We start from the raw sequence: 23,932 nt of genomic DNA, 5'->3' as shown, positions 1-23,932 counted from the left end.
TCTTTTAATTGTCATCTAATAAGTCATACATTTCTGTATCATCAGGAACAAATGTCAAATACTGCTGAACCACCAAAGCCAAGTCTTTTTGATAGCCAAACTCCCTTAACAGATAGGCATAGTCTTTGAGAAAGTCAGGATTATTTCCCAAATCCTCTGTCAACACCTTATAAATAGCTAGAGCCTTATCTTCCTCATCACTAGCCTGATAGGCCTTGGCCAAGGTCCACTTGGTTAATGCCCAATCATTTTCCTCATCAACCAAGGCGATAATCTCTGAATAACGTTCTTGCTCCAAGTAAAGATTAGCTAGGGCTAGGACTACTTCTTCACGATCTTCCACCACGGCCTCTGCCTTGATGAGATAGTTTTCAGCTCCAACTTGGTCATGATTTTCATAAGACAACTGAGCAGCTAAGAGCAGTAATTGCCCGTCAAATTCATTTTTAGCTAGACCACCTTGAACGAGAATCAAGGCCTCTTCTAACTGGTGATTGGCATGAAGAGAACGAGCATAAGCTAACTCATAGCCTTCAAAATCAGGGTTCATGGTTTCTAATTGTTTGAAATACACATTAGCTCGTTGATAATCCTCTTGCTCACTCAAAAGACTGGCCAATTCAAAAACCGTCTGGTCATCATACTCAATCTCAACAGCCTTGGCTAAAAACTCAATCGCTGCTTCAATCTTACCCAAATGAGCATAAGAACGACCAATACGTTGATAGGTGGAAATCCCTGTCTCAGCTAGGATTGCTCGATTATCCAGTTGGGCATAAGTATCAATGGCTGCTTGAAAATTTTCCAAACGATACTCGATTTCAGACAAGCCTAGTTTAACCAGGGGATCAGCACTCAACTGACTGGCTAAAAGTAATTTTTCCCTAGCTACATCCGTCAAACCTTCACTATCATACAAGTCAGCCATGATCAGCAGACTAACCACATAATCCGGACTTGTCGAATCAACTTGATCCAGATAAAAGAAAGCCTCTTCTATCTGACCATCCTCAGCTGCAATTTCAGCCAAGCTCAAATAAACTTCTGGAAAGTCATTCTGAATTTGCTGATAAATGGCTTTGGCTTCTTCATAAAAGCCAATTGATTGCAAATAAGTCCCCAAGTCCAACAAGGTTTCTTGGTCATCTGAATGTAAGGCTCGCTGAAAATATTTCTTTGCTCGTGTCAAATCACCCATTTCCAAGGCTGCCAACATTTTTTCACTATTGCTCATCTTGACTATTTGCCTCCTCGTAAAGCCCACTAGCTTGTTTGTACCATTCAAACATTTCTTTGACCACTACCTTGACGGAAGCATAAAATGGAATTCCTAAAAAGACGCCCCAGACACCAAATATTGATCCTGAAATCAAGAGAATAAACATAATGGTAATAGGATGAATGCTGAGCTTGCTACCTAGAACTAATGGGGTTACAAAACGACCTTCGACCGTTTGTTCAATGGTAAAGACCAACAAGACCTTGGCTAGCATTACAGGTCCATCAACCAAGGCTAAAATCACAACAGGAATCATCGCCAAGAAACTTCCCAAGTAAGGAATCATGTTCAAAATACCTGCCAAAACCCCAAGCGTGAGAGCATAAGGGAGATTGATTAGGCTAAACATGATTGAAAACATGATACCTACGACAATGGCTACCGTCACCTGTCCTTGAACATAACCTGATAACTGTTCATTGATCCCACTTAAAATCCGAGTGGCTGACGGACGCATTTTGGTGGGGATAATAGAAACCAAGCCCGTTTTCATCTGCTGGCTATCTCTTAGGAAATAAAAGAGAATAAACGGTGCAATGATAATAGCAACTGCAACCTTGGCAATAGTCGCCGCTAAACTTCCCAGCCACGACACCGCATCTCGTGAAAAGGTCTCTGCATAATCAACAGCTTTTTGACTTAAATTATCCACGACATCTTCAAGTTGTGGACGGAAATTAGCCAAACGTGGATCTTGTAACAACTGAACAGCTTGTTTCTCCACCTGTCGAGTGTAGGTTGGTAAATTACGAATAAAACTCATCACTTGCTCTTGAGCCATGGGCACAAAATTGGCAAGTACCAGTAGCACACCTAATAACACCAAAATAAAAACAAAGGCAATCGCTGCTACACGCTGCATCCCCCTTTTTTCAATCCAAGTCACCATCGGCTCTAACAGATAGTAGAGAATGGTTGACATCACTAAAGGAAGCATGACGGCTGCCCCCAAGTAAAGGACTGACATAAAGACCGAACTAATTTTTGTAAATACAAAAATATTCAAAAACAGAAGCAACGTAATCAACAGCACAGATACTGCTTGATTATGTAACAACCATTTTGAAAACCAACTTTTATCAAACTGCTTCTCGTTTTGGCTCATAATTCCTCCATTTGATAACTAATAAGACACCTTGCTTTTTCTCTAAAAATCACTACTTATCATAAAAATAAACCTGCTGATCCAGTAACTGCCCATCTTGATAAGAAAATTTTGCAGAAAAGAAGGGGCTATCTTCTAAAATCCAAGAAAAGAGTTGATAATCCCCTTCCCATGTGGGCTTGGTCAAAACTTGATCGTAAGGTACCCAAGCTAAGTTGCCTTCTGGACAATCAGACAACAAGTCACCTGAAAATGCCGTCACTCGAAAAACGTAGGTGTACCAATCCTGATTTGGTGTAAAATTTGGAAATGTCACAATCCCTTTAAGGCTCATCTCTTCCACATTTAGCCCCGTTTCTTCAGCCACTTCACGCCTAGCACAATCCTCTGGACTCTCACCAGCTTCTAGCTTGCCACCAACAGAAATCCACTTGCCATAGTGAACATCATCTTGACGTTTATTACGATGAAGAAGGAGAAATTCCTTACCATTATCAATGTAACAAATGGTCGCTAACTTTACCATGAAACTCCTCCTTCTTTTTTTCCATTATATCAAAATGTCAACAATAAAACCAATTACAAAAAGACTTAACCCATGAGTTAAATCTTTTTGTTAATTATGGTAAAAACTTACCTGCTGCTAGATACAGGCGATACCATTCTTTACGATCCAGTTCAATCTCACTAGCCTTAGCAATATTTCGCAAGCGATCTGGATTCATAGAACCGAGAATGACTTGCATTTTAGCAGGATGACGAAGAATAAAGGCTGTCGCAATCGCTTCAACGGAGACACCTTTGGCTGTTGCTAATTCTCTCAACACTTGATTAAGCTCTGGATAATCAGGGTGGTCAAAAAAAGTACCTTTCACCAAATCAATCATAAACGGCGACCAAGCCTGAATGGTCACACCATGTAGGCGACAATAGTCCAAAATACCACCGTCACGATTTGTTGCTCCATCACTCAACATATTAACCTGTAACCCACTATCAATCATAGGTGTATGAACCAAACTAAACTGTAACTGATTGACCAAGAGTGGCTGATCCATATAGGCCTGCAAATGCTCAAACTGGTAACGATTGACATTACTCAAACCAAAATGGCGCACCTTGCCTTGCTCCTTTAGATAAGTAAAGGTTTCAGCCACTTCTTCTGGTTCCCAAAGGGTATCTGGGCGGTGTAAGACTAAAAGATCCAAATAGTCCGTCTGCAAACGTTCCAAGATACCATCAACAGATTGCAAGATATGCTCTTTTGAAAAATCAAAAAATCCCTGACGAATCCCACACTTGGACTGAATCATCAATCGCTCACGGTCAATCCCCATATCCTTAATGGCTTGACCAAACAATCGCTCTGACTGCCCCTTACCATAAATATCAGCATGGTCAAAAAAGTTAATCCCCAAATCTAAACTGGTTTGAATAACTTGTTTAGCTTCTTCCAAATCAAGACTTGCCATTCGCATGCAACCCAAGGCAAGACGTGAAACTTCTAATGCTGACTGACCTAATTGTAATGTTTTCATCAAAAACTACTTTCTTTATCAATATTGGCTTGGGATAAAGATCATTCCAAGCACTAGCTTTATTGTACCGTTTTTATTCTAACATATTTTTCAACAAAGGAGAGTCTTGAGACTTAATCACATCAATTAGACTCTGCGGCAGTCGCCTTGGCCCACGAATAGTTGTCAAACCATGTCGGCGTAAAACATCTTGATTAAAACAATCATCAGCATAGGTTTTTAATCGCTCCAACCGCATCAAATAGTTAATCGACGGATTGTCACGTTGACCTTGATTCCTAATATCTGCCTCTAAAACCCTACACAAATAACGCAAGGCACGAGTAGGTGCCGTCATGTAAATTAAGACAACATCACCTGCCTTAATCTTGGCCTTCTGAGTCCACTCAATGCTATCATGCTCAGCAAATTCACGATCAATGTCATAGTACTTAGGATTAGCAGGAATCACCCAAAAATCTGGCCCTGTTTCTTGTGCCAAAGATTTTGGTGTAACCAACTGGCGACTCTGATCCACCAACTCAAACAAGTCTTTATCCGACAGACTATCATCTAAAACCACTGAAATCCAGCTTTTCTTAGACATGTGGTAGGCAGGATAAATTCCCTCTTTATCCAAGTAAGCTGATAATTTTTGAGTTGGAACCTTGAGATTGATGACTTCAACACTTTGATTTGCCAAATTACCAGACACACCCAACTTAGCCAAATTCAAAGGAAAAATCAAAGCATACCACTTGCCCACCACTCGATAAGAAAAATAATTTGGATGTTTAACAAAAGGATAATCATAATCGTCGCCATAAGTCATTTTCAAATAATTGCCTAAGCGATTAGCCTGCTCTTGCTCAAACAACTGATCCTCACAACACGCTAAAGCAATCTCCTGTAAAACTGTTATATAGGCTTCCTTAACCTGAGTCACAAAAGCCCCCAACTGATATTCACGACGAATGGCTTCATAAGGCTCATCCATCTCACAGTCCCAAACCTGACCAGAAACTTGACCAGACGCTGACACCCAAACCCTAGCCTCAAAATCACCTGCTATCAAGGTTCGACGATAGTAAAAATCTTGCCCATCCATCACAAAACCAAAAGGTAACAAACGCTCCACAAGCACTCGTTTTTTAGAAAAAATTGAAGATTCTAGGGACATAAGTTCTCCTTTCTATACAGATTTCTTTTTCAACTAATATTTATTCTTGAACTTGAGAACTTATACACACACTTTCCATCAATAAAGCCAATTCGATCTACTTTACTAAATAATTCTAAAAGATAAATTCTTATAAAAAACTATTCCTTAGGATATATTAACCTCGTCGCCGAATATTTTTATAACTAGCTAAGATATATTTTTAATGGTTTTTATTATTTATTTTATAGGGGGCTGTAAATTTCCAGATTCAACAAAATCAACGAGTTCAGTAACAAGTTTACTAATATACTTTCTTTCATCATCTAGATTATCTTCATAAATAACTAGCTCGTTATCGGTATGCTTATCTTTTGAATAAATATAGTAGCCTCTTTCTGCATCAAATTTTTCTTCAGAATGGGCTAATAAGTTTCTTTTATCTACCAACTCAAGCCACTTTTCCTGAATCTGATCTCTTTCTTTACTTTTACTAGGATCAAATCTAAAGCGATTAAAAAATTCTCTAACCAACCACCTATATTCTTTAGACTCCACAGTTTTAATATACTGAGGATTCTTATCCTTCATATTTCGAATCAATTTTTCTCTAAGAATATGCTCTAACTTTGCATTTTCAAACATAAATCGACCACGAATGGCATTTAACTCATCCCATCTGCACAATATAACATCAATTGCATTTTCAAATAGATTTGCTTCATTCTGGTCTCCAACTGAAAAGAAAGTGAAGTTAGAAAAGATTCCAATATTTTTATTTCTAACTACATTTAGTATCTCATCTTTGATTGTCGAATACTCATTATTGGAATATAAAATGACAAATTGTCTATATCCATTACTTTCTCGTATTTTTTCAAGATAGGTTAATCCCGTTTCCTCCTTCTCTAAATTAAAATCAGAAATGAAAAAGTCATATCTCTTTACTGATACCAATTCGTCAATTGCATTTTCAAAAGTTGAGCATTCTTTAAAAACTGCTTTATATCCTTTATATTCTAAAATATCACTTACAATAAATTTTCTTTCTTCATGTGCATCAGAATCAAGTTCATCATCTAACCACAAAATATTAATATCTTGTCTCACTACTACTCCTTATTGAATACAATTTTAAAATCAACATAATTATTTTCTAATTCTAAAACTGTAATTTCCCATCCAAAATCCTGACAGATTTGTTTACAAATATACATGCCTAAACCTGTTCCTCTTCTCTTGGAAGTCACACCTAATTTAAAAATATTTTCCATTGGCTGAATTTCAATAGGTCCAGTATCAGACATTACATGCATTGCGCTATTGTCTTCTTCAAAGTAGAAAATAATATTATTAGCATTTCTATCCTGAGCATTGGTGATAAGGTTATCTATTAAAGTGCCAAAATCATATATATTAATCTTCTGTTCAACTTTACCAGTTCCAAGATTAATTTTCAATTTCGATGTGTCATTCACTGTATTGTCAATATAACTTTTGAGATAGGTTTTTATTTCAATTTTTTCTGTCTTACTGTAAGTTTCAAAATTAATTCTCAAAATCTGTTTTTTGATAGAAGATAATTTATCAGAAGTTCTTCTTAATTTATATATCGAATCAGCAAACTTTTCAAGCTCAGATTCATTCATTAAACGTATCATCTTTTTCACCGTTCCGTTTAACTCACTTCCAACTTTTCCAAGCTCATGAAACAACATATCTTGTCTCGCGGGTTTCGAACTATCAAGAAATTTATCAGTTATTTCTACTCTATTTCTTAATTGATCGTTCTCCCTAATCACCTGTTCTTTTTCTTTCTTAACAGCCTTATTCTCTTTAGTTAGTTCACTTGCAGTTTGTTTCAAATTCTTTTGAATTTCTTTTTTGTCGGAAACACTAACAGTCTCATCATTGAGTAAATCAAATTTCTTTTCTAAAGGCTGAGCAATTTTAGGTAATTCATAGAACTGTGGAGGTGTTGTAAATTTATGTTTTTTGAACCGATTAGTTAATTTTTCTACTACTCTATTATCATCGGTTTGAATATCATCGATATCACTATTACCAAACTTAACAAGTTGAACATAAGATTCTAATGGCCGTTGAATAAACTCCATATATAATTCTTCAAATGCAATCGTGTAGGCATTAGTTACAAACCCCCTATCTCGTGACGTTACTTCATTAAAATTATTTTCTAAGTCTGTAATATTGATCCAACCCAGTAATTCTCGATGACCTAAATAACGATTATAACCTTGAGTTTTTCGCAAATTTAGTCCAAATGAATCATAATCAACTTCCCCATACGGAAATATTCGAAAATTATTTTTATACAGGAATATTGAGCCATAATTTTTGGCCTCAATTCCCATAATTCGTGTAAAATTATGTTTCGCAGCAGTTGAAAGATAATAAATCTTAAAGTAAAGATTCTTTAATATCGTTGTGTTTTCAATATTAAAAGAATATATCATTTTTTCTCTATCAAATAGAGTGACGCTAATTTTTTTTTCTTCAACTTCACACTCTATGTGAATGGTTTTTTTATCTAGTACTGTAGCAATAGTATTACTAACATTTCTATCTATTTCTGCAATTTTTGTAGCAGAGGAAAAATATTGAACATTTATTTTTATTTTTCCATCATTAACAAAGGGATTTACTAGTCTTTGTAGTGCTGAAAAAACTTTTTCAACACGGTCTTTCGACCATTCATCACGTAACCCTGTAATTTTTAAAAGCGTCCCAGATTCTCCTCTAAATATACTGTTGATTTCTGAACCTGATTTGTAATCAACTTCTATCTTTTCAAATTCGTCTAAAGAATTTTTTTCAAATTCTCCCCAATCTATAATTAACTCACTTGATTCGTTATTTTTTTTACTTAATAATGTTAGTTTACTCCCTAGTCGATCACAGGAAAATCTACCAATTCCTTTTGAACCAGCATAAACACGGTTATTATTTTTCTTTTCAGAGTATGCAACAAACAACCAGTTATTTTCAATATCATTGCGAGTCATACCTTTACCATTATCTTGGATAATAATGGTATTTTCATGACTATTAATTATCAAATTTATCTCCGTTGCATCCGCATCGTAGCTATTTTTTACAAGTTCAAAAATAGCAACTAGTTCATTCGTAATTAAATCTTTTCCTATAATGTCCTTTAATCCAGAACTAATTTTAAAATGAAGCTTCTTCATATGACTCTCTCCAACTTAAAACTGCAATAATATTTCGCCTACTTGCTCTGCAAATAGCGGTGGAATTGCATTTGCTACCTGAGTATATCTAGGAACATCTTTCTTGCGACGCTCACCACCTGTCGTATATGGTCCTTTAAACTCATAATCATCTGGAAAACTTTGAATTCTTGCATGCTCTCTAACAGTCATTATTCTAGGCTCAGAATAATGAATGTAATCATCTGGAATAGATGTTATTGTATTACAAACAGAGTCTGATTTCAGAGGAGTTATGCCTCTTTTTTTCAAACCTTCAACAAGATTCATTGATGGAGTAATTCGTATAGCTTTATCTGAAACTATCATTAATTGTTCAAAAAGTTGTACCGTAGATTTCTTATGTTTTGCAAAACGATGACTATCTGGGACATTATCTTTTATTGTTTTTCTCATTAATCGTTGATAATTACTACCAATTTTACCATATAAACCATTTTTGAAATTTTTAGTATCTATACTATCAATTTGTCCCTGAGCTTTTGTTAAATCTCCAACAGCTTGAGATATCGTAATGGGCAACTCCAAACCTTTGTTATGTAGAAAATTAGGAATATGATTATACAACTTATCAAAAAATTCTTCTGTAATTTTTTCATCTTTGGAGGCAAACAAGATAAATCTTTTTCTATTCTGTGGCACTCCAAAATCTGACATTAATAATAATTTATAATCAACAAAATATCCTAGCTTTTCTAGAATTTTAATCAATATAGTTGAATAATTCTTTCTTTTTCCATTCACTTTAAAATCTACTGTAAATCCTTGGACATTCTCAAAAAATAGTATCTTAGGTTGAATTAATTTTACTATTTCAATATAAGAATACATCAACTTATTTCTTATATCATTTGTTTGGCGTTTCCCTGCCATTGAAAATCCTTGGCACGGTGGTCCTCCAACAATCATATCTACTTTTCCATTAAGTAATGCCAATTCAACATAACGCTCAGTTAATAACTCATTAATGTCCCAATTTTTCATTTCTAACCAATCTGGCCACTCAAAATGATTTTTTTTATCAATTAAATTATATTTCAATGTTGCAAAAGCATCCTGATTTTTTTCAATTGCAAAAATTCCTTTTAAACCTGCATTATATAAGCCTAACGACAAGCCGCCTGAGCCTGCAAATAAATCTATATATTTCATTTTAATCCTCGTAAATATTATACCACAAAACCCAGCCTTTTTAGGCTAGGCATCTGTTTATATTACCTTATCCCCCCAACTTCTCCATCTCTTTAATCCGCTCTACGGTGGCGTCATATTTGGTTTGGTAGTCGGTTTGTTTGGCTTTTTCTTTTTCGACGACTTCTGGTTTGGCATTAGCGACAAAGCGTTCATTGCTAAGTTTTTTGCTGACCATGTCCAGCTCTTTTTGCCATTTAGCGAGTTCTTTGTTAAGGCGTTCTAGCTCTTCTTCCACGTTGAGCAGGTCTGCGAGTGGGAGGAAGATTTTTGCACCTGTAATCACTGCTGACATGGCAAGTTCTGGGCTAGTCAAACTTGATGAAATCTCAAGGGTTTCTGGGTTAGTGAAACGCTTGATGTAATTGACATTGTTATTGAAGAATGTCTCCAAATCACTGTCACTTGTCTTGACCAAAATCGTAATTGGTTTACTTGGGGCAACATTCACTTCTGCTCTGCTATTTCGCACCGCACGAATCAAATCTTTCAGACTTTCCACACCTTTGTGGGCAGCTTGATTTTCAAATGTCGTATTAACAGTTGGATAGTCTGCGGTCACGATAGACCCTTCAGCATATTGTCCAAAAATTTCTTCTGTCACAAACGGCATGATTGGGTGAAGCAAACGTAAAATCTTATCCAAGGTGTAAAGAAGAACGGAACGTGTAATCACTTTTTCATCTTCATTATCGCTATACAAGACTTCTTTAGTCAACTCAACATACCAGTTGGCAAATTCTTCCCAAATAAAGTTGTATAGACTATGACCTGCCACACCAAACTCGAACTTATCAAAGTTTTCCGTAACCTTGCCGATTGTTTCGTTCAAATTATGGAGAATCCATTTATCCGTCACATTTCCAGCTTGATTTGCTACGACTTTTTCCACATTTGCCGTTGCCGCAGCCAAGGTCAAGCCTTCATTATTCATCAAGATATAGCGAGAAATGTTCCAGATTTTGTTAATGAAGTTCCAAGACGCGTCCATCTTTTCGTAAGAGAAACGGACATCTTGTCCTGGAGCAGAGCCGTTAGACAAGAACCAACGTAACGCGTCTGCACCGTATTTCTCAATAACATCCATGGGATCAATACCATTGCCAAGCGATTTCGACATCTTACGACCTTCTTCGTCACGAATCAATCCATGAATGAGAACATTTTCAAATGGACGACGCTCTGTGAATTCAAGTGATTGGAAAATCATACGAGATACCCAGAAGAAGATGATGTCATAACCCGTTACCAAGGTTGACGTTGGGAAATAACGTTTGAAATCTTCAGCGTCTTCATTTGGCCAACCCATTGTCGAGAACGGCCATAGGGCAGAGCTAAACCAGGTATCAAGCACATCTTCGTCTTGTACCCAACCCTCACCTTCTGGTGCTTCCATGCCGACATAAATCTCACCCGCTTCATTGTACCAAGCTGGAATTTGATGACCCCACCATAATTGGCGTGAAATCACCCAGTCATGGATATTTTCCATCCACTGCATAAAGGTATCGTTAAAACGTGGTGGGTAGAACTTAACCTGATCATCAGTAGCTTGATTGGCGATAGCATTTTTAGCCAACTGATCCATTTTAACAAACCATTGAGTTGATAGGCGTGGTTCAACAACAGCTCCAGAACGCTCCGAATGTCCCACTGAATGAACTCGTTGTTCGATCTCGACCAAGGCACCAATTTCTTCTAGTTTTTTGACGACTGCCTGACGTGCCTCAAAACGATCCATACCGGCAAATTCACCAGCTAGCTCGTTCATGCTACCGTCATCGTTCATAACATTGACCTGTGGTAGATTATGACGTTGACCGACTTCAAAGTCATTTGGGTCATGAGCCGGGGTAATTTTCACCACTCCTGTTCCAAATTCTGGATCAGCATGGTTATCAGCCACAATTGGGATTGGTTTATTCAGAATTGGTAGGATAACATTTTTACCAATCAAGTCCTTGTAACGCTCATCGTTTGGATTGACCGCGACAGCCACATCACCGAACATGGTTTCAGGTCGTGTGGTTGCGACCTGAAGACCGCGTGAGCCATCTTCCAGCATATAAGTCATGTGATAAAAGGCACCCTCAACATCCTTGTGAATCACCTCAATATCAGATAGGGCAGTTCTTGCAACGGGATCCCAGTTGATGATGAACTCGCCACGATAGATCCATCCTTTTTTGTAAAGCTCGACAAAGACCTTACGCACAGCTTGAGATAGCCCCTCGTCCAAGGTGAAACGCTCACGCGAGTAATCAAGTGATAGCCCCATCTTGCCCCACTGGTCCTTAATGGTTGCAGCATACTCATCTTTCCACTCCCAAACTTTTTCTAGGAATTTTTCACGTCCCAGGTCATAACGAGAAATACCTTGCTCACGCAAACGCTCTTCAACCTTAGCCTGTGTGGCAATACCGGCATGGTCCATCCCTGGTAACCAAAGGGTGTCAAAGCCCTGCATGCGTTTTTGACGGATAATAATATCTTGAAGCGTTGTATCCCAAGCATGTCCCAAGTGCAACTTGCCGGTCACATTTGGTGGTGGAATCACGATAGAATAAGGCTTAGCCTCAACATCTCCCGACGGCTTAAACACACCAGCCTCAAGCCAGTTCTGATAACGACCAGCCTCAACCTCAGCTGGATTGTATTTTGGTGATAATTCTTTCATGTTAGTTCTCCTTATTTAATCACTTCAAATTTTGCATTTTTATAATCAATATTCAAACGTAAATCTACATTTGGAACAAAAACATTAAACTGATCAACAACTCTATATGTTTCAGATTTTTTCATAAAAACAGCCCTAAGATGCATTCCTCTAGGAATTATATCATTTTTCTTATAAATCAAATTAACTCTATAGTTTACTACTAAATCAGTATCCTCAATCAATTTCGATTTTATATAGTTTTCATAAAAAGATTGATTTCTTCCTAATGAACCTGTATGGCTGCTTATATTACTCCATTCAGTTTGCGTGAAATATTTTCTTTCTTTATCAACTTTCCAATCTTCATCTTCAAAAAGTTCATAAGCTATTATATGGCCCCTATGTATATACGTATCTCCCTGTGCTTTATTTAAATTTTTATCCCATCCCACAGGTGTAATATGCTCTGAAAATTTTGGTCTTGATTTATTTTTTTCAAAAATTTTTGAACTTAACATCAGTTCACATCCCATAGGTAAATAATATTGTTTATTATCTTTATCTAAAAGTTTTGATTTACAAAATGATAATCTTTCCTCTGCAATTTTTTTATATAATTCCCTCTTTATTTTAAAACTTCCCTCCACATACTCTAAATCATTTCCAATTAATTTAATTAGCTCTACTTTCTCCATTCCTAATAGTTGATAAATTTCTTTTTCTTTAGGATATCTATTCATTTATTTTCTCCAATAATTATCGTTTTAAATTATAACTATAAATCAAAATCCCCGTCCAGCATACGCTAGACAGGGACGAAATTCATGTTATGATTTCCGCGGTACCACCACTGTTTCGGGACTGGCCCGCAACTTTATTATTACAACTTGAAACATCAGCAACCAGTTTTGACATTTGTGCGGGGTTCTCAGCTAGGACCGCTTTCTGTAACAAATGGGGTTCAAAACACCTCTGACTACTTTTATTTTAGCAGATTACATAACAAAAATCAATAATTTCTCGTGCCAAAAAGCCCATCTGGCAAATCATGAAAGGCCTTGCCATTTTTGTAATTGTCGAGCTTACCTTGTAAAAATTGGTAGGCATCTAAACGGCTTTCGTAGCGAATAATCGCATCCTTTGCTCGCTCATCTGCCTTAGCTTCAAATTCTTTTTGGCTTTCTTCCATAGCCACTTGATTAACCATGACCTGCATGGTCAACCACTCATCTAAATCTTTCAAAAATTCCTGTTCGACTGTCATAAAACCACTCCATTTCCTTTTAATTTATTATACCATAATTTGAACATAGGGCTTGCCTTGATACCAAAAATGTGATATGATTAAAAAGTAGCCGCTATAGTTAAATGGTATAATAGAGCAATGGTAATGCTCCGTTCCGAGTTCAATTCTCGGTGGTGGCATCAATAACCTCCTAAAAAAGCCTAATTTCATGGGCTTTTTTATTTTTTTGATTAAAATTTGGTCAAATAACTAAAAGCCAAGTTTATAATAAACTTGGCTTTTGTCTAAATAATTTGATTTTCTGTTTGACCTGTTGTGAAAGCCTCATGGAAATTTTGAAAACTAATGGAAATCATATCTTCCAAAGCTGGTTCCGTATAGGCTCCCATGTGGGGGGTAATCAACACACGTGGATAACGTTTAAGTAGTTCTTGATTGATCGGATCTGGAATCTCTGATATGTCTGGAAATACTTGACCCATGGTATTTGGCTCATCAATGACAACATCTGTTCCGTAAGATTCTAACTGTCCACTGTCTAGGGCAGCTAATAGGGCTTCATGGTCAATCAATTCGCCACGCGCCGTATTGATTAAAATTGCTGACTTTTTCATCTTGCTTAGGAAATTAGCATCAACCATCTGATCATTTTGCCCTGAAAAATAAGGAACATGAAGTGAGACAATATCTGATTGAGCTAAGAGTTCATCTAATTCCACAAAATCAGCAAATTGCTTGGCCACATCTGACGGGTAAGGGTCATAACCCAAAACCTTAGCACCTAAGCCCTTGTAAAGAGAGGCTTCTGTCACTCCAATCTTACCCATACCAACAATGCCAACCGTTGAACGATGTAATTCCTTACTAAATAGGCTTGGATAAACCTTAAAATCTCCTTGGGCTACCTGAGTGGTCGCCAGATTGGTATGGCGAAAAAGTTGTAAGGCCAAGGTCAAGGCCAGTTCTGCCACTGCATAAGGAGAATAGTTTGGAACACGAGCCACCATCAACTTCAATGCCTTAGCCAAGTCCATGTCAATATGATTGTAACCTACTGAGCGTGTGAATAAATACTTAATCCCATAGTCAGCAATGGTTTTTAACGTTGCGGCATCACACTGGCACATGCCACGAACTAAGACCGCATCACAACCCTTAGCTTCCGTGACATTGGCAGGCGATAAGAAATCACTAACCAGTTTCAATTCGAAATTATAACGATTTAACTGATGAAAATACGGTTCCTCAATCGGTCGAACACCATAACAAACAATTTTCACAAGTTACTCCTTCTATGTCTAAAACAAACCTGCTGAATTAAGAATACCCAAAATAGCAATCCATACAGGAATAGCAATAACTGCTGCCAAGGTTGACAAGAGTGACGCATTAGACGTTAACACTGCCTCACGATCATAACGAATGGCATAGGCTGCTGCTACAGTTGCCACTGGTGTTGCCATCATAATCACAACGGTAGCAATCGCTGCGTAGTTCAAGCTCAAAATACCTGTCGCATTCAGTAATAATAGACAAACTAGGTTAAGTAAAGGCACCATAACAACCTTATTAAATGAATAGTACCAACTCAACTTGCTTGAGGCTGCTTCTTTAAAAGAAATCGAACCTAAAGTACAACCAATTGACAACCAAGCTAGTGGTGATGCCAACTGACTCAAGTATTGCAAAGGCTTAGCCAACCAAAGTGCTGTTTGATCAATACGATAGAAAGCAACCGTCGTCATCTCACCTGTCGCAACACCATTTTTCAATTCAGGGACAGTCACTTGTGGCATTGACCCTTGAATCAACCAAAGGAAAAGACCGACAAATGTTGCAATCACAATAGGATTGATAAACATTTTCTTGATATTGCTAGATTCCATCTTCAAGCCTGACATCTTGATATAGGCATAAGAATAAAGGAAAATACGGTAACCAATATTAAAAATAGAGCTATAAATCACGCCTTCTGGGCCATAAATAGCCCCAACGATTGGAATACCAAAGAAAGTGGTTGAACCAAAAGTTGTCAAAATCGCCATAACTTCTTGACGAGATTTTTCTTCTTTTTTATAAAGAAGAGGTGTCACCAAAATCAAAATAATGTAGATGACAATTCCCCAAATCAAAAGTCCCAAACCTTGCTTGAATGTGTCTGGTTTAATGGGTTGCATGAAAGAGTTAAAAGCTAGGGCTGGAATGGCAACAGAAAGTACTACACTGGTCAAGATTTTACCAAAATTTTCCCCAAAAACGCCACGCTTACGCAAAAAATAACCTAAAAAAATAATAAAAATAGTTGATGAAATCGCACTCAGAATACTCTGATTGGTTAATGTTTCAACAATTGCCTGTCCTAAATTCATTAGAACCTCCTCTTTGTCAATAAATAATCTGTCCTTTTGAACATTGTTAATTCTATCACAAAAAGAAAGCGCCGTCAATAGAGATAGAGAATTTTTTCACAAAAAAAGACCACGACCTGTGATCTTATCCTTTTTCTAAAATTAACTTAAAACGTATGCCATCTGGATCTTGAACTATTACTTCTTGTGGAGATAACTCAAGTTGTAAATTCATACGCTTTGCTTGTTGCAAGCTATGATAGAAATGAACCATATCCTGATAAATAATGGTATAGTAAGCTAGACCTGGCAACAAGGTTTTCCTAGCCTTTAGCTCTTTCCCACCCCATTCATTAACGGCTAAATGGTGATGATAATGACCAGAAGCTAGCCAAGATGCAGACGGTAGGCTAAACTTATTATCCACACCTAATAACTGTTGATAAAACTGACAAGAGGCACGACTGTCCTTAACTGAAAGATGGACATGTCCCATCCTTGTTCCATGTGGCAAACGATAAGGCACTTGAGGCTTACCTAGATGATAAATTTCTTCTTCCACGAAGGGACGCGTATCTCCAACGATTTGCCCATTTTCTCGAATATCCCAATTAGACATGGGACGATCACGATAAACTTCAATGCCATTGCCTTCCAAATCTTCCAAATAAATGGCTTCGCTATAATCATGATCACTTGCTCCCACCAAAACAATCTTATTATCCACAAAATGCTTGAAAAGATTCGCTAAGTCCTACCTTTCTGGAACTAATAAAGCCAAATGATATAAACCATAACTTGCTGATGCTTGATCTTGATGTTGCGTCTTAATCAATCGAATCAACAACTCTTGGCCAACCCCTAAATCTAGTCTGTCCTCACGTTCGGCTAAAAGTTCCAAACCTAAAACCTGCTGATAAAAACGACCTTGTAACTGTAAATCTTTAACATAGAGGGCTACATGTCCCAACTTAAATAACGATTGATAAGTCATTTCATTTACTTTCATCTAAAAATGTTAATAAGTCTTTAGAGAACTGCTCAGCATATTGGAAAATCGACCCATGTCCTGCTTCTGGATAAATAATCAATTGACTATTGGCTAACTTCTTTCCCATCTCATAGGAGTTAGACGTTGGCACCTGCATGTCGTTATCTCCATTAACGACTAGAGTAGGCTGGGTAATATGAGCTAAATCATCAACTGGTTCTTTCCCCCAACTTTTGATCGCTTTTAACTGCTGCAAGAAACTAGGAACTGCCATTTTCCCATCCATAAAGCCAGGTTCTCTAGCAGCCATGCGTGTCAAAACTTGCTTAGCTTCTTCCGCACCCTTAGCATCATGATTATAAAAAATATAACGCTTAGGATCTACTCGTTCGACTCCTGCTTTTAGCATATATTTGAAGGTCTTTTCTGTGACTTTATCTAGTTCTAAACCACCACGATGACCAGTTCCTGCTAAAATCAATTTTTCAACCAAATTTTGATACAAACGAATGATTTCTTGTGCAATCATTCCTCCCATTGAAAGACCTAACAAATTGATTTTCTGATAACCTAAAGCTTTAATAATAGCAATTGCTTGCTCAGCCATAGCTGGAATGGTCTTACCAACCTTCCCTTGACTACCACCGACACCTGGTAAATCCAATAAGATGATTTCTTGTTTTTCAGCTAGTAAATCAATCAATTTAGGATCCCAATTATCCAAAGTTGCAGCCAAATGAATCAACATAACCAAAGGAAGTTTCGATTTACCCTGTCCCACACGACGATAAGCCATTTTTTGTCCCGAAAGCATCACATACTGATTTTTAGTTGTTAAATAACCCACTATTTTCTCCTATTCAAATCTTAAAACGGTTTTACCACGCGAACGACCATTAGCCACTTTATCCAAGGCCAGATTGACATCATCAAATACAAAAACGGTATCAATAGATGGTTTAATCTTTAACTGACTAAACAAGTTAGCTACTTCTTGTAACTGTTGCCCATTACTTTCCACAAAAATAAAATGATAACTTACCCCATATTGTTTCGCCTTTTTATCAAAAGAACGACCTGCCAAGGCAAAAAGTCCTTGTTTCCATAGTGGCAAGTTCATTCGCTTAGCAAAGGCACCGTTAGGCATACCACGCAAAGACACAAGCTGACCACCTTTTTTCATAATGCTCATTTGCTTTTCTGTTTCTTGGCCTCCCAAGGTATCCAAAACATAATCAATTCCCGTTAATAACGTCGTGTAATCCTCTGTTTTGTAATCAATAAATTGATCTGCCCCTAAGGCTAAAACTCGCTCTGCATTAGCACTATCACCATTAGTAATCACTTTTAAGCCTTTGGCTTTAGCAATAGGAATGGCCATCGCACCAACACCACCTGTCCCACCAGAGATAAAAATGGTTTTACCAGCTTGAGCCTTCATCAAATCCAAAGATTGCATAATGGTCAAGGCTGTCAAGGGAACGGCTGCCGCTTCCACATCCGTCAAATACTCAGGAACCTTGGCTAGGGCTTGACCATCCACTGCCACATACTCTGCAAAAGCACCGATACTCGTCAAGGGCAAACGTGCAAAAACACGATCACCTACCTTAAATTGACTCACCTGACTACCCATTTGCTCCACCCGACCAACCACTTCATTACCTGCAATCTGTGGCAGCTTGTAAGGCACAATCATCTTGACCTCTCCACGAGAAATCATATTATCTAAGGGATTAACACCTGCTGCTAAAACCTTTATTACAACTTGTTGGGGCTTAGGAACTGGCTTTTTAACTTCTGATAGACTTAGTTCTAAAGAATTTTTATCATAATTTGTTACTAGAGCTGCTTTCATTTTTATCTTTCCTTTCTTTTGTCTGATAAAGCCTATCAATGACATCTTGTAAATTTTGATGAGACAGCGACTTGGCCAAACTCATTTCGATGTCTTGAAAAAGTGGAGATAGGCTAGGTTCAATATAGCGCCCCACTGGACAATCTTGATTCCCATTTTGATGAATATCAAAAAGATGAATATGATCCAACTCCTGTGTCGCTAGATAAATCTCTAAGAGAGACATGTCTGATGCCAAACGGGTTAAGCTATAACCCGATTTGCCTTGCTGACTACTGATTAACGATGCTTGTTTCAATAAGCCAATCACCTTGCGAACATAGCTCGGATTCGTTCCAACGCTAGTTGCTAAAAAACTTGACGTTAATGGCTTTTGGCTTTCAGCAATCATACTCAATACATGCAAACCAACTGAAAATTTAGTATCCATTTTTTCTACTTTCTATTTAAACGACCATTGTTTATTGACGTTTACCATCTGCCACAAAGGTTAAAGTTTTATCAATCTGATAAGTGTGTAAGGCTGATACATAAGTTGTCAAAGTGACATTCAACTGAGGAGCTACCTTCTCATAAAAATCTTGTCGAGCTTCTTGATTTGCAAATCCTAAGATAACAGACGCATGCAGATGTTCTGATTTAGGATTGTCATGTGCGACATTTGGCGTATCCCATGTTTTTTCATTCCAAGGCATATAGACTTGCGAACGAACCTCTGTCACGCTATCTACTTCTGCCAACTGATCAATCAATTTTTCATTAACATACTGTCTAAAAGCATGACTGCTCACTCCTTCTTGACGACGTAAATATAACACATCACGCAGTTGACTGTCTTCTTTGTCTGTTGCTGTTAACCAACGTGACGAATAAGGAAGACCCATGTGCATTAACGTGCGACGAAAAACATTCACTTCATCTTGGAAAGCCAAGGCGGTTTGTTTACGACCAGCTAGTGGCGATAACATATTTTCAAAAGTAACTTCAGCAATTCCATCAATCCGACGATCTTCTGAAACCTGAGTTTCTAAACCATCAACTTGTGGCCAAAAACTATGCTCTGTTTGACTCAAATGTTGCTGACGATACTCCAATAAACCTTTCGATGCTGCAATAATCTGAGAATGTGGACCACTCCAATAATCCATTCCCTCCTGTCTTGGCTTATCATCTCGCATCCATAATAAAATCGATACTGAAAATTGTTTGCTAAATTGATTTTTCATTCTAAATTCATCCTTTTGAAAGTTTTGTTGTACTTGTTTATGATACAAGTATATATTGGGTCGTTAACTTTGTCAACTGTTTTAACTCAAAAATCTCCAATGACAACATTGGAGATTTTTATATCATTGATTAAATAAACTAAAGGCTACTTGAAGTAAGCCTCTTGCCTTACCTCGCTCTTGATGTAGCGATTTCTGAAACTTTTGAGCAAAATCAATCACTGACTTAGGGGCTTCATATCGATGAGTTAACAAATACAAGGAAACTTTTGATGTCAAAGACAGCATAATAGCGTCATCTTTTTTCTTTTGATACTCGCTATAACTTGTCAAAAAAAGTTGATACAGTTCTTCTTTTTCTTGAACAGCTGGATCTTGCAAAACTTCTAAGAACAAATCATCATAATAATCTGCCATAGATTACCTCTCCATCTCTTTTATGTTTTCTTAATCAATTTCACAACAGCCTCAGTGCGTGCCGTGTGTGGAAACATATCGACAGATTGAATATAAACCACTTCATAAACCTGACTTAGACTAACCAAATCTCTAGCCAAAGTTGAGGTGTTACAAGACACATAAACCATTTTTTCTGGAGCATAGGTCAAGATGGTCTTGAGCAATTTATCATCTAAACCTGTTCTAGGAGGATCGACAATTAAGGCATCTGCTCGATAGCCTTGACTATACCACTTAGGAATAATATCTTCTGCCTTGCCCGTCTCATAATAAGTATTAGTGAAACCCATCTTAGCTGCATTATTTTTAGCATCCTCAATAGCTTCTGGAATAATATCCATGCCTCGTACCGACTTAACCTTCTTAGCAAAGGCAAAACCAATGGTTCCAACACCACAGTAAGCATCAATAATATGATCGGTTTCTTTGACATCTAGAGCCTCGATCACCTGAGCATAAAGTTTTTCCGTTTGTTCTGGATTAAGTTGATAAAAAGCTCTTGGAGATAAAGAGAAATAATAATCTAAAACAGACTCTTCTATAGCTTTTTGACCCCAAAGAATTTCCGTTTTTTGTCCATAAATCTCACTAGTTCTCGCACGATTAAGATTAAGGGCAACTGTTTTAACTTGAGGAAATTTAGCAATCAAATCTTGAATAAGCGGAGATAATCGAATCTCTCTACTCGCTACAAAGATTAGTTGAAGCTCTCCCGTTTTCCTAGCACGACGTACCATAACCGTACGAACACCTTCTGCTCGTCTTTCCTGATAAATCGGTACCCTATGTTTTTCTAATAAGTGGACCACATGGTTAATGACAAATTGTGTTTCTTCATCTTGCACCAAACAATCTTTAATATCAATTAAGCGATGTGAATTTTCTGCATAAAGACCTGCTATTACTTTCTTACCAACTTGACGAATTTGAAATTGTAGCTTAGCTCGATAATGAGTCGGATCCGTCATCCCCAAGGTCTGACGAATCTCATAATTTTCATAACCCTCAGGCTTAAACTTCTTCAAGGCTTGACGGATAATATCATCTTTGAAAGCTAGCTGCTTGTCATAACGCAAGTGCATAGTCTGACAACCACCACAGGCTTCATAAATCGGACAAACAGGAGTGACACGAAATTTAGACGGTTTATTGATTTTTAGGATACTAGCTTCTACAAAATTTCGCTGAACCTTAGTAATTTGACAAAAAACTTCTTCTCCTTTCAAAGCACCCGGTACAAAAACCAAGGTTTTCTTGTAAAAACCAATCCCCTCACCATTGATTCCCATTTTTTTAATCTTGAGAGGAATTCTTTGTTTAACTACTAAATTCATCACACACCCCACCTTTTCTCACTTCTATTTTATCATTTTTTGTTACAATAAAGATATGAAAATTACCAAACTAGAAAAGAAAAAACGACTCTATCTCTTAGAACTAGATGAAACAGAAAAACTCTATATCACCGAAGATAGTCTTGTACGCTTTATGTTAAGTAAAGGCAAAGAGCTTAATCAAGATGAAGTTCATAAACTCAAAGACTACAATCAATTTTCACTAGGGCGAGGCTTGGCACTTTATTACCTATCATTTAGCCAACGAACTACAGCTCAAGTCAAAGCTTACCTCCATAAATATGATATTGACGAAGTAGCTAGTCAAAAAATCATAAACTATCTGACACAAGAAAATTTTCTCAACGATAGAACCTATACTAAACACTATATTGAGCAACAAAGTCAAAGCGGTGACAAAGGTCCCTATGTCATCACACAAAAATTATTACAAAAAGGCATTGATAAAAAGATTATTCAGCATGAATTAGAAGCTATCGATTTTTCAGCAAGTCTAGAAAAATTAGCCAATAAACTAGCCAAAAAATATAGCCATCGGCTACCTACTAAAGCACTCGAACAAAAAATCATTCAGTTGATTATCAATAGAGGATTCGATTATGCTCAAGCCCAAGAAGCCTTATTGACTTTAGATCTAACCAGCAATACAGAAGATGAATTAGAACTTCTTTATACAGAACTTGACAAACAATATCGTAAACTAGCAAAACGTTATGACGGTTATCAGCTTCATCAAAAACTCTATCAAAATCTGCTCAGAAAAGGTTATCAATCCCAAGACATTCAAACCGTACTCAAAGACTACAAATAAATCAAGTTTCAAGAGTGCTTTTTTATTGATATTATGCTAGAATAAAAAAGAATAGAGTCTTTTAGAAAGTTGGTAAATCATGAAATTACCTAAAGAAGGCGACTTTATTACCATTCAAAGTTATAAGCATAATGGGCATCTTCATCGTGCTTGGCGAGATACCATGGTACTAAAAACAACAGAACATGCTCTAATTGGTGTCAATGATCATACACTAGTCACTGAAAATGACGGACGACGTTGGGTTACTCGGGAACCTGCTATTGTTTATTTTCATAACAAATACTGGTTTAATATTATTGCCATGATTCGAGAAGAAGGTATTTCTTATTATTGTAATCTAGCCAGTCCCCATATTATAGACGAAGAGGCACTCAAATATATCGATTACGATTTAGATGTGAAAGTCTTTCCTGATGGCTACAAACGATTACTGGATATAGAAGAATACGAAATCCATCGAAGAACCATGAATTATTCAGCAGAGTTAGATTACATTTTGAAAGAAAATGTTAAAATCTTAGTTGATTGGATCAATCACCAAAAAGGGCCTTTCTCTCCATCCTATGTCAAAATTTGGTACCAACGTTATCTAAAACTCAAGAATCGTTGATCGTCGAAATATAAAATAGAGCAATGAAATCATTTCATTGCTCTATTTTATATTAACATGCTTAGAAAAAATAAACTAATTCATTTTACAAAATAAAAAAGCCCTTAAGGCTTTTAACAAACAGTCCGTACGGGATTCGAACCCGTGTTACCGCCGTGAAAAGGCGGTGTCTTAACCCCTTGACCAACGGACCATCATATATGGGCACGAGTGGACTCGAACCACCGACCTCACGCTTATCAGGCGTGCGCTCTAACCACCTGAGCTACGCGCCCAAATATTAAACTTAGTACCAATGTACTATGCCGGCTACATGACTTGAACACGCGACCCTCTGATTACAAATCAGATGCTCTACCAACTGAGCTAAGCCGGCCTATTATTATACTATATGCGGGTTAAGGGACTTGAACCCCCACGCCTCGCGGCGCCAGATCCTAAATCTGGTGCGTCTGCCAATTCCGCCAAACCCGCTTATATGACCCGTGCTGGGCTCGAACCAGCGACCCATTGATTAAAAGTCAATTGCTCTACCAACTGAGCTAACGAGTCTGACCTTTCCAAACAATCTCTTGTCCGAAAAACGGTCCCGACGGGAATCGAACCCGCGATCTTCGCCGTGACAGGGCGACGTGATAACCGCTACACTACGGGACCTTTATGGGAGTTAACGGGATCGAACCGCTGACCCTCTGCTTGTAAGGCAGATGCTCTCCCAGCTGAGCTAAACTCCCCTCGCTAAGCGACTACCTTATCTCACAGGGGGCAACCCCCAACTACTTCAGGCGTGCTAGGGCTTAACTGCTGTGTTCGGCATGGGTACAGGTGTATCTCCTAGGCTATCATCACTTAACTACTCTGATT

Annotated in this window: 21 protein-coding genes, 8 tRNA genes, 1 rRNA gene and 1 pseudogene; 3 read left to right on the top strand and 28 right to left on the bottom strand. The window is 37.5% G+C overall.

The annotated features are described in order from the left end of the window. Positions 1-4: 4 nt before the first annotated feature. The 11 genes from FRX54_RS00160 to FRX54_RS00105 all read right to left on the bottom strand — a co-directional run bounded on the left by FRX54_RS00160 (position 5) and on the right by FRX54_RS00105 (position 13,425). Positions 5-1,234, bottom strand: coding sequence for a tetratricopeptide repeat protein (locus tag FRX54_RS00160; RefSeq protein WP_146459750.1), 1,230 nt, complete (start codon positions 1,232-1,234; stop codon positions 5-7). Further along, the gene (locus FRX54_RS00155; RefSeq protein WP_146459746.1) at positions 1,224-2,384 is read right to left on the bottom strand and encodes an AI-2E family transporter; all 1,161 of its coding nucleotides are present in this window, start codon (positions 2,382-2,384) and stop codon (positions 1,224-1,226) included. Before FRX54_RS00155 ends, FRX54_RS00160 begins: the two co-directional genes overlap by 11 nt. Positions 2,385-2,436: 52 nt before the next feature. Continuing rightward, the gene (locus FRX54_RS00150) at positions 2,437-2,910 is read right to left on the bottom strand and encodes an 8-oxo-dGTP diphosphatase (protein WP_146459744.1); all 474 of its coding nucleotides are present in this window, start codon (positions 2,908-2,910) and stop codon (positions 2,437-2,439) included. A gap of 94 nt (positions 2,911-3,004) precedes the next feature. Next, positions 3,005-3,922 carry an aldo/keto reductase family oxidoreductase gene (locus tag FRX54_RS00145; RefSeq protein WP_146459741.1) on the bottom strand — a complete coding sequence of 306 codons (918 nt, stop codon included), beginning with the start codon at positions 3,920-3,922 and terminating at the stop codon, positions 3,005-3,007. Between the two features lie 73 nt (positions 3,923-3,995). Further along, positions 3,996-5,081: an MmcQ/YjbR family DNA-binding protein gene (locus tag FRX54_RS00140; RefSeq protein ID WP_146459738.1), complete on the bottom strand. Its 1,086-nt coding sequence runs from the start codon at positions 5,079-5,081 to the stop codon at positions 3,996-3,998. A gap of 219 nt (positions 5,082-5,300) precedes the next feature. Beyond that, the gene (locus FRX54_RS00135) at positions 5,301-6,170 is read right to left on the bottom strand and encodes a response regulator (protein ID WP_146459736.1); all 870 of its coding nucleotides are present in this window, start codon (positions 6,168-6,170) and stop codon (positions 5,301-5,303) included. A 2-nt stretch (positions 6,171-6,172) separates the two neighbouring features. Then, entirely contained in the window at positions 6,173-8,272 is a 2,100-nt protein-coding gene (locus FRX54_RS00130) for an ATP-binding protein (RefSeq protein ID WP_146459735.1), read from the bottom strand. A gap of 15 nt (positions 8,273-8,287) precedes the next feature. After that, the gene (locus tag FRX54_RS00125) at positions 8,288-9,463 is read right to left on the bottom strand and encodes a DNA cytosine methyltransferase (RefSeq protein ID WP_146459733.1); all 1,176 of its coding nucleotides are present in this window, start codon (positions 9,461-9,463) and stop codon (positions 8,288-8,290) included. A gap of 67 nt (positions 9,464-9,530) precedes the next feature. Then, positions 9,531-12,179: a valine--tRNA ligase gene (locus FRX54_RS00120; RefSeq protein WP_146459731.1), complete on the bottom strand. Its 2,649-nt coding sequence runs from the start codon at positions 12,177-12,179 to the stop codon at positions 9,531-9,533. 11 nt (positions 12,180-12,190) lie between these two features. After that, positions 12,191-12,901 (bottom strand): competence protein, encoded by a 711-nt coding sequence (locus FRX54_RS00115; RefSeq protein WP_146459730.1) that lies wholly within the window; start codon positions 12,899-12,901, stop codon positions 12,191-12,193. A 269-nt stretch (positions 12,902-13,170) separates the two neighbouring features. Further along, positions 13,171-13,425: a DUF1912 family protein gene (locus FRX54_RS00105; RefSeq protein ID WP_146459728.1), complete on the bottom strand. Its 255-nt coding sequence runs from the start codon at positions 13,423-13,425 to the stop codon at positions 13,171-13,173. A gap of 90 nt (positions 13,426-13,515) precedes the next feature. Here FRX54_RS00105 and FRX54_RS00100 point away from each other — a divergent pair. Beyond that, positions 13,516-13,586: transfer RNA gene (locus FRX54_RS00100), tRNA-Thr, on the top strand. 105 nt (positions 13,587-13,691) lie between these two features. On the opposite strand, the gene FRX54_RS00095 is transcribed toward FRX54_RS00100, so the two are convergent. The 9 genes and pseudogenes from FRX54_RS00095 to rlmD form a co-directional block, all read right to left on the bottom strand. After that, positions 13,692-14,687 (bottom strand): NAD(P)-dependent oxidoreductase, encoded by a 996-nt coding sequence (locus FRX54_RS00095; protein ID WP_146459726.1) that lies wholly within the window; start codon positions 14,685-14,687, stop codon positions 13,692-13,694. 18 nt (positions 14,688-14,705) lie between these two features. After that, on the bottom strand, positions 14,706-15,776 hold the full coding sequence (locus FRX54_RS00090; RefSeq protein ID WP_146459724.1) for an AEC family transporter: 1,071 nt from the start codon (positions 15,774-15,776) through the stop codon (positions 14,706-14,708). A 124-nt stretch (positions 15,777-15,900) separates the two neighbouring features. Then, positions 15,901-16,749 (bottom strand): annotated as a pseudogene (locus tag FRX54_RS00085) (VOC family protein). Position 16,750: 1 nt separating this feature from the next. Further along, on the bottom strand, positions 16,751-17,593 hold the full coding sequence (locus FRX54_RS00080) for an alpha/beta fold hydrolase (RefSeq protein ID WP_146459722.1): 843 nt from the start codon (positions 17,591-17,593) through the stop codon (positions 16,751-16,753). 9 nt (positions 17,594-17,602) lie between these two features. After that, a complete protein-coding gene (locus FRX54_RS00075; protein ID WP_146459719.1) occupies positions 17,603-18,604 on the bottom strand; it encodes an NADP-dependent oxidoreductase in 1,002 nt (333 codons plus the stop codon). After that, a complete protein-coding gene (locus FRX54_RS00070; RefSeq protein ID WP_146459717.1) occupies positions 18,576-19,034 on the bottom strand; it encodes an Rrf2 family transcriptional regulator in 459 nt (152 codons plus the stop codon). The genes FRX54_RS00075 and FRX54_RS00070 overlap by 29 nt, the downstream gene beginning before the upstream one ends. Before the next feature lie 31 nt (positions 19,035-19,065). After that, complete coding sequence (locus FRX54_RS00065) at positions 19,066-19,830, bottom strand: hypothetical protein (RefSeq protein ID WP_186652336.1); 765 nt, start codon at positions 19,828-19,830, stop codon at positions 19,066-19,068. 123 nt (positions 19,831-19,953) lie between these two features. Then, a complete protein-coding gene (locus FRX54_RS00060) occupies positions 19,954-20,247 on the bottom strand; it encodes a bacteriocin immunity protein (RefSeq protein ID WP_146459715.1) in 294 nt (97 codons plus the stop codon). A 20-nt stretch (positions 20,248-20,267) separates the two neighbouring features. Continuing rightward, the gene (rlmD, locus tag FRX54_RS00055) at positions 20,268-21,623 is read right to left on the bottom strand and encodes a 23S rRNA (uracil(1939)-C(5))-methyltransferase RlmD (RefSeq protein ID WP_146460731.1); all 1,356 of its coding nucleotides are present in this window, start codon (positions 21,621-21,623) and stop codon (positions 20,268-20,270) included. Between the two features lie 55 nt (positions 21,624-21,678). Here rlmD and recX point away from each other — a divergent pair, with 55 nt between their 5' ends. Further along, positions 21,679-22,455 carry a recombination regulator RecX gene (recX, locus tag FRX54_RS00050; protein WP_146459713.1) on the top strand — a complete coding sequence of 259 codons (777 nt, stop codon included), beginning with the start codon at positions 21,679-21,681 and terminating at the stop codon, positions 22,453-22,455. 79 nt (positions 22,456-22,534) lie between these two features. Further along, complete coding sequence (locus tag FRX54_RS00045; RefSeq protein WP_146459711.1) at positions 22,535-23,068, top strand: DUF402 domain-containing protein; 534 nt, start codon at positions 22,535-22,537, stop codon at positions 23,066-23,068. 121 nt (positions 23,069-23,189) lie between these two features. Here the strand turns inward: FRX54_RS00045 and FRX54_RS00040 are convergent. The 8 genes from FRX54_RS00040 to rrf all read right to left on the bottom strand — a co-directional run bounded on the left by FRX54_RS00040 (position 23,190) and on the right by rrf (position 23,921). After that, a tRNA-Glu gene (locus FRX54_RS00040) sits at positions 23,190-23,261 on the bottom strand. An 8-nt stretch (positions 23,262-23,269) separates the two neighbouring features. After that, positions 23,270-23,343, bottom strand: a tRNA-Ile gene (locus FRX54_RS00035). 28 nt (positions 23,344-23,371) lie between these two features. After that, positions 23,372-23,444 (bottom strand) — tRNA-Thr (locus FRX54_RS00030). A gap of 16 nt (positions 23,445-23,460) precedes the next feature. Next, a tRNA-Leu gene (locus FRX54_RS00025) sits at positions 23,461-23,542 on the bottom strand. Between the two features lie 5 nt (positions 23,543-23,547). Next, a tRNA-Lys gene (locus FRX54_RS00020) sits at positions 23,548-23,620 on the bottom strand. A 32-nt stretch (positions 23,621-23,652) separates the two neighbouring features. Continuing rightward, positions 23,653-23,725: transfer RNA gene (locus FRX54_RS00015), tRNA-Asp, on the bottom strand. Between the two features lie 4 nt (positions 23,726-23,729). Further along, positions 23,730-23,802 (bottom strand) — tRNA-Val (locus tag FRX54_RS00010). A gap of 3 nt (positions 23,803-23,805) precedes the next feature. Further along, positions 23,806-23,921 (bottom strand): 5S ribosomal RNA (gene rrf, locus FRX54_RS00005). Positions 23,922-23,932: the final 11 nt, after the last annotated feature.

The sequence above is a fragment of the Streptococcus sp. sy004 genome (assembly GCF_007859205.1).
Classification (GTDB): domain Bacteria; phylum Bacillota; class Bacilli; order Lactobacillales; family Streptococcaceae; genus Streptococcus.
This window is presented reverse-complemented; position numbering and strand designations above follow the sequence as displayed.

Bases quoted from the DNA above. Each gene is read 5' to 3' on its own strand.
- FRX54_RS00160 (WP_146459750.1), bottom strand. From the start codon at position 1,234: ATGAGCAATAGTGAAAAAATGTTGGCAGCCTTGGAAATGGGTGATTTG.
- FRX54_RS00155 (WP_146459746.1), bottom strand. From the start codon at position 2,384: ATGAGCCAAAACGAGAAGCAGTTTGATAAAAGTTGGTTTTCAAAATGG.
- FRX54_RS00150 (WP_146459744.1), bottom strand. From the start codon at position 2,910: ATGGTAAAGTTAGCGACCATTTGTTACATTGATAATGGTAAGGAATTT.
- FRX54_RS00145 (WP_146459741.1), bottom strand. From the start codon at position 3,922: ATGAAAACATTACAATTAGGTCAGTCAGCATTAGAAGTTTCACGTCTT.
- FRX54_RS00140 (WP_146459738.1), bottom strand. From the start codon at position 5,081: ATGTCCCTAGAATCTTCAATTTTTTCTAAAAAACGAGTGCTTGTGGAG.
- FRX54_RS00130 (WP_146459735.1), bottom strand. From the start codon at position 8,272: ATGAAGAAGCTTCATTTTAAAATTAGTTCTGGATTAAAGGACATTATA.
- FRX54_RS00125 (WP_146459733.1), bottom strand. From the start codon at position 9,463: ATGAAATATATAGATTTATTTGCAGGCTCAGGCGGCTTGTCGTTAGGC.
- FRX54_RS00120 (WP_146459731.1), bottom strand. From the start codon at position 12,179: ATGAAAGAATTATCACCAAAATACAATCCAGCTGAGGTTGAGGCTGGT.
- FRX54_RS00115 (WP_146459730.1), bottom strand. From the start codon at position 12,901: ATGAATAGATATCCTAAAGAAAAAGAAATTTATCAACTATTAGGAATG.
- FRX54_RS00105 (WP_146459728.1), bottom strand. From the start codon at position 13,425: ATGACAGTCGAACAGGAATTTTTGAAAGATTTAGATGAGTGGTTGACC.
- FRX54_RS00090 (WP_146459724.1), bottom strand. From the start codon at position 15,776: ATGAATTTAGGACAGGCAATTGTTGAAACATTAACCAATCAGAGTATT.
- FRX54_RS00075 (WP_146459719.1), bottom strand. From the start codon at position 18,604: ATGAAAGCAGCTCTAGTAACAAATTATGATAAAAATTCTTTAGAACTA.
- FRX54_RS00070 (WP_146459717.1), bottom strand. From the start codon at position 19,034: ATGGATACTAAATTTTCAGTTGGTTTGCATGTATTGAGTATGATTGCT.
- FRX54_RS00065 (WP_186652336.1), bottom strand. From the start codon at position 19,830: ATGAAAAATCAATTTAGCAAACAATTTTCAGTATCGATTTTATTATGG.
- FRX54_RS00060 (WP_146459715.1), bottom strand. From the start codon at position 20,247: ATGGCAGATTATTATGATGATTTGTTCTTAGAAGTTTTGCAAGATCCA.
- rlmD (WP_146460731.1), bottom strand. From the start codon at position 21,623: ATGAATTTAGTAGTTAAACAAAGAATTCCTCTCAAGATTAAAAAAATG.
- recX (WP_146459713.1), top strand. From the start codon at position 21,679: ATGAAAATTACCAAACTAGAAAAGAAAAAACGACTCTATCTCTTAGAA.
- FRX54_RS00045 (WP_146459711.1), top strand. From the start codon at position 22,535: ATGAAATTACCTAAAGAAGGCGACTTTATTACCATTCAAAGTTATAAG.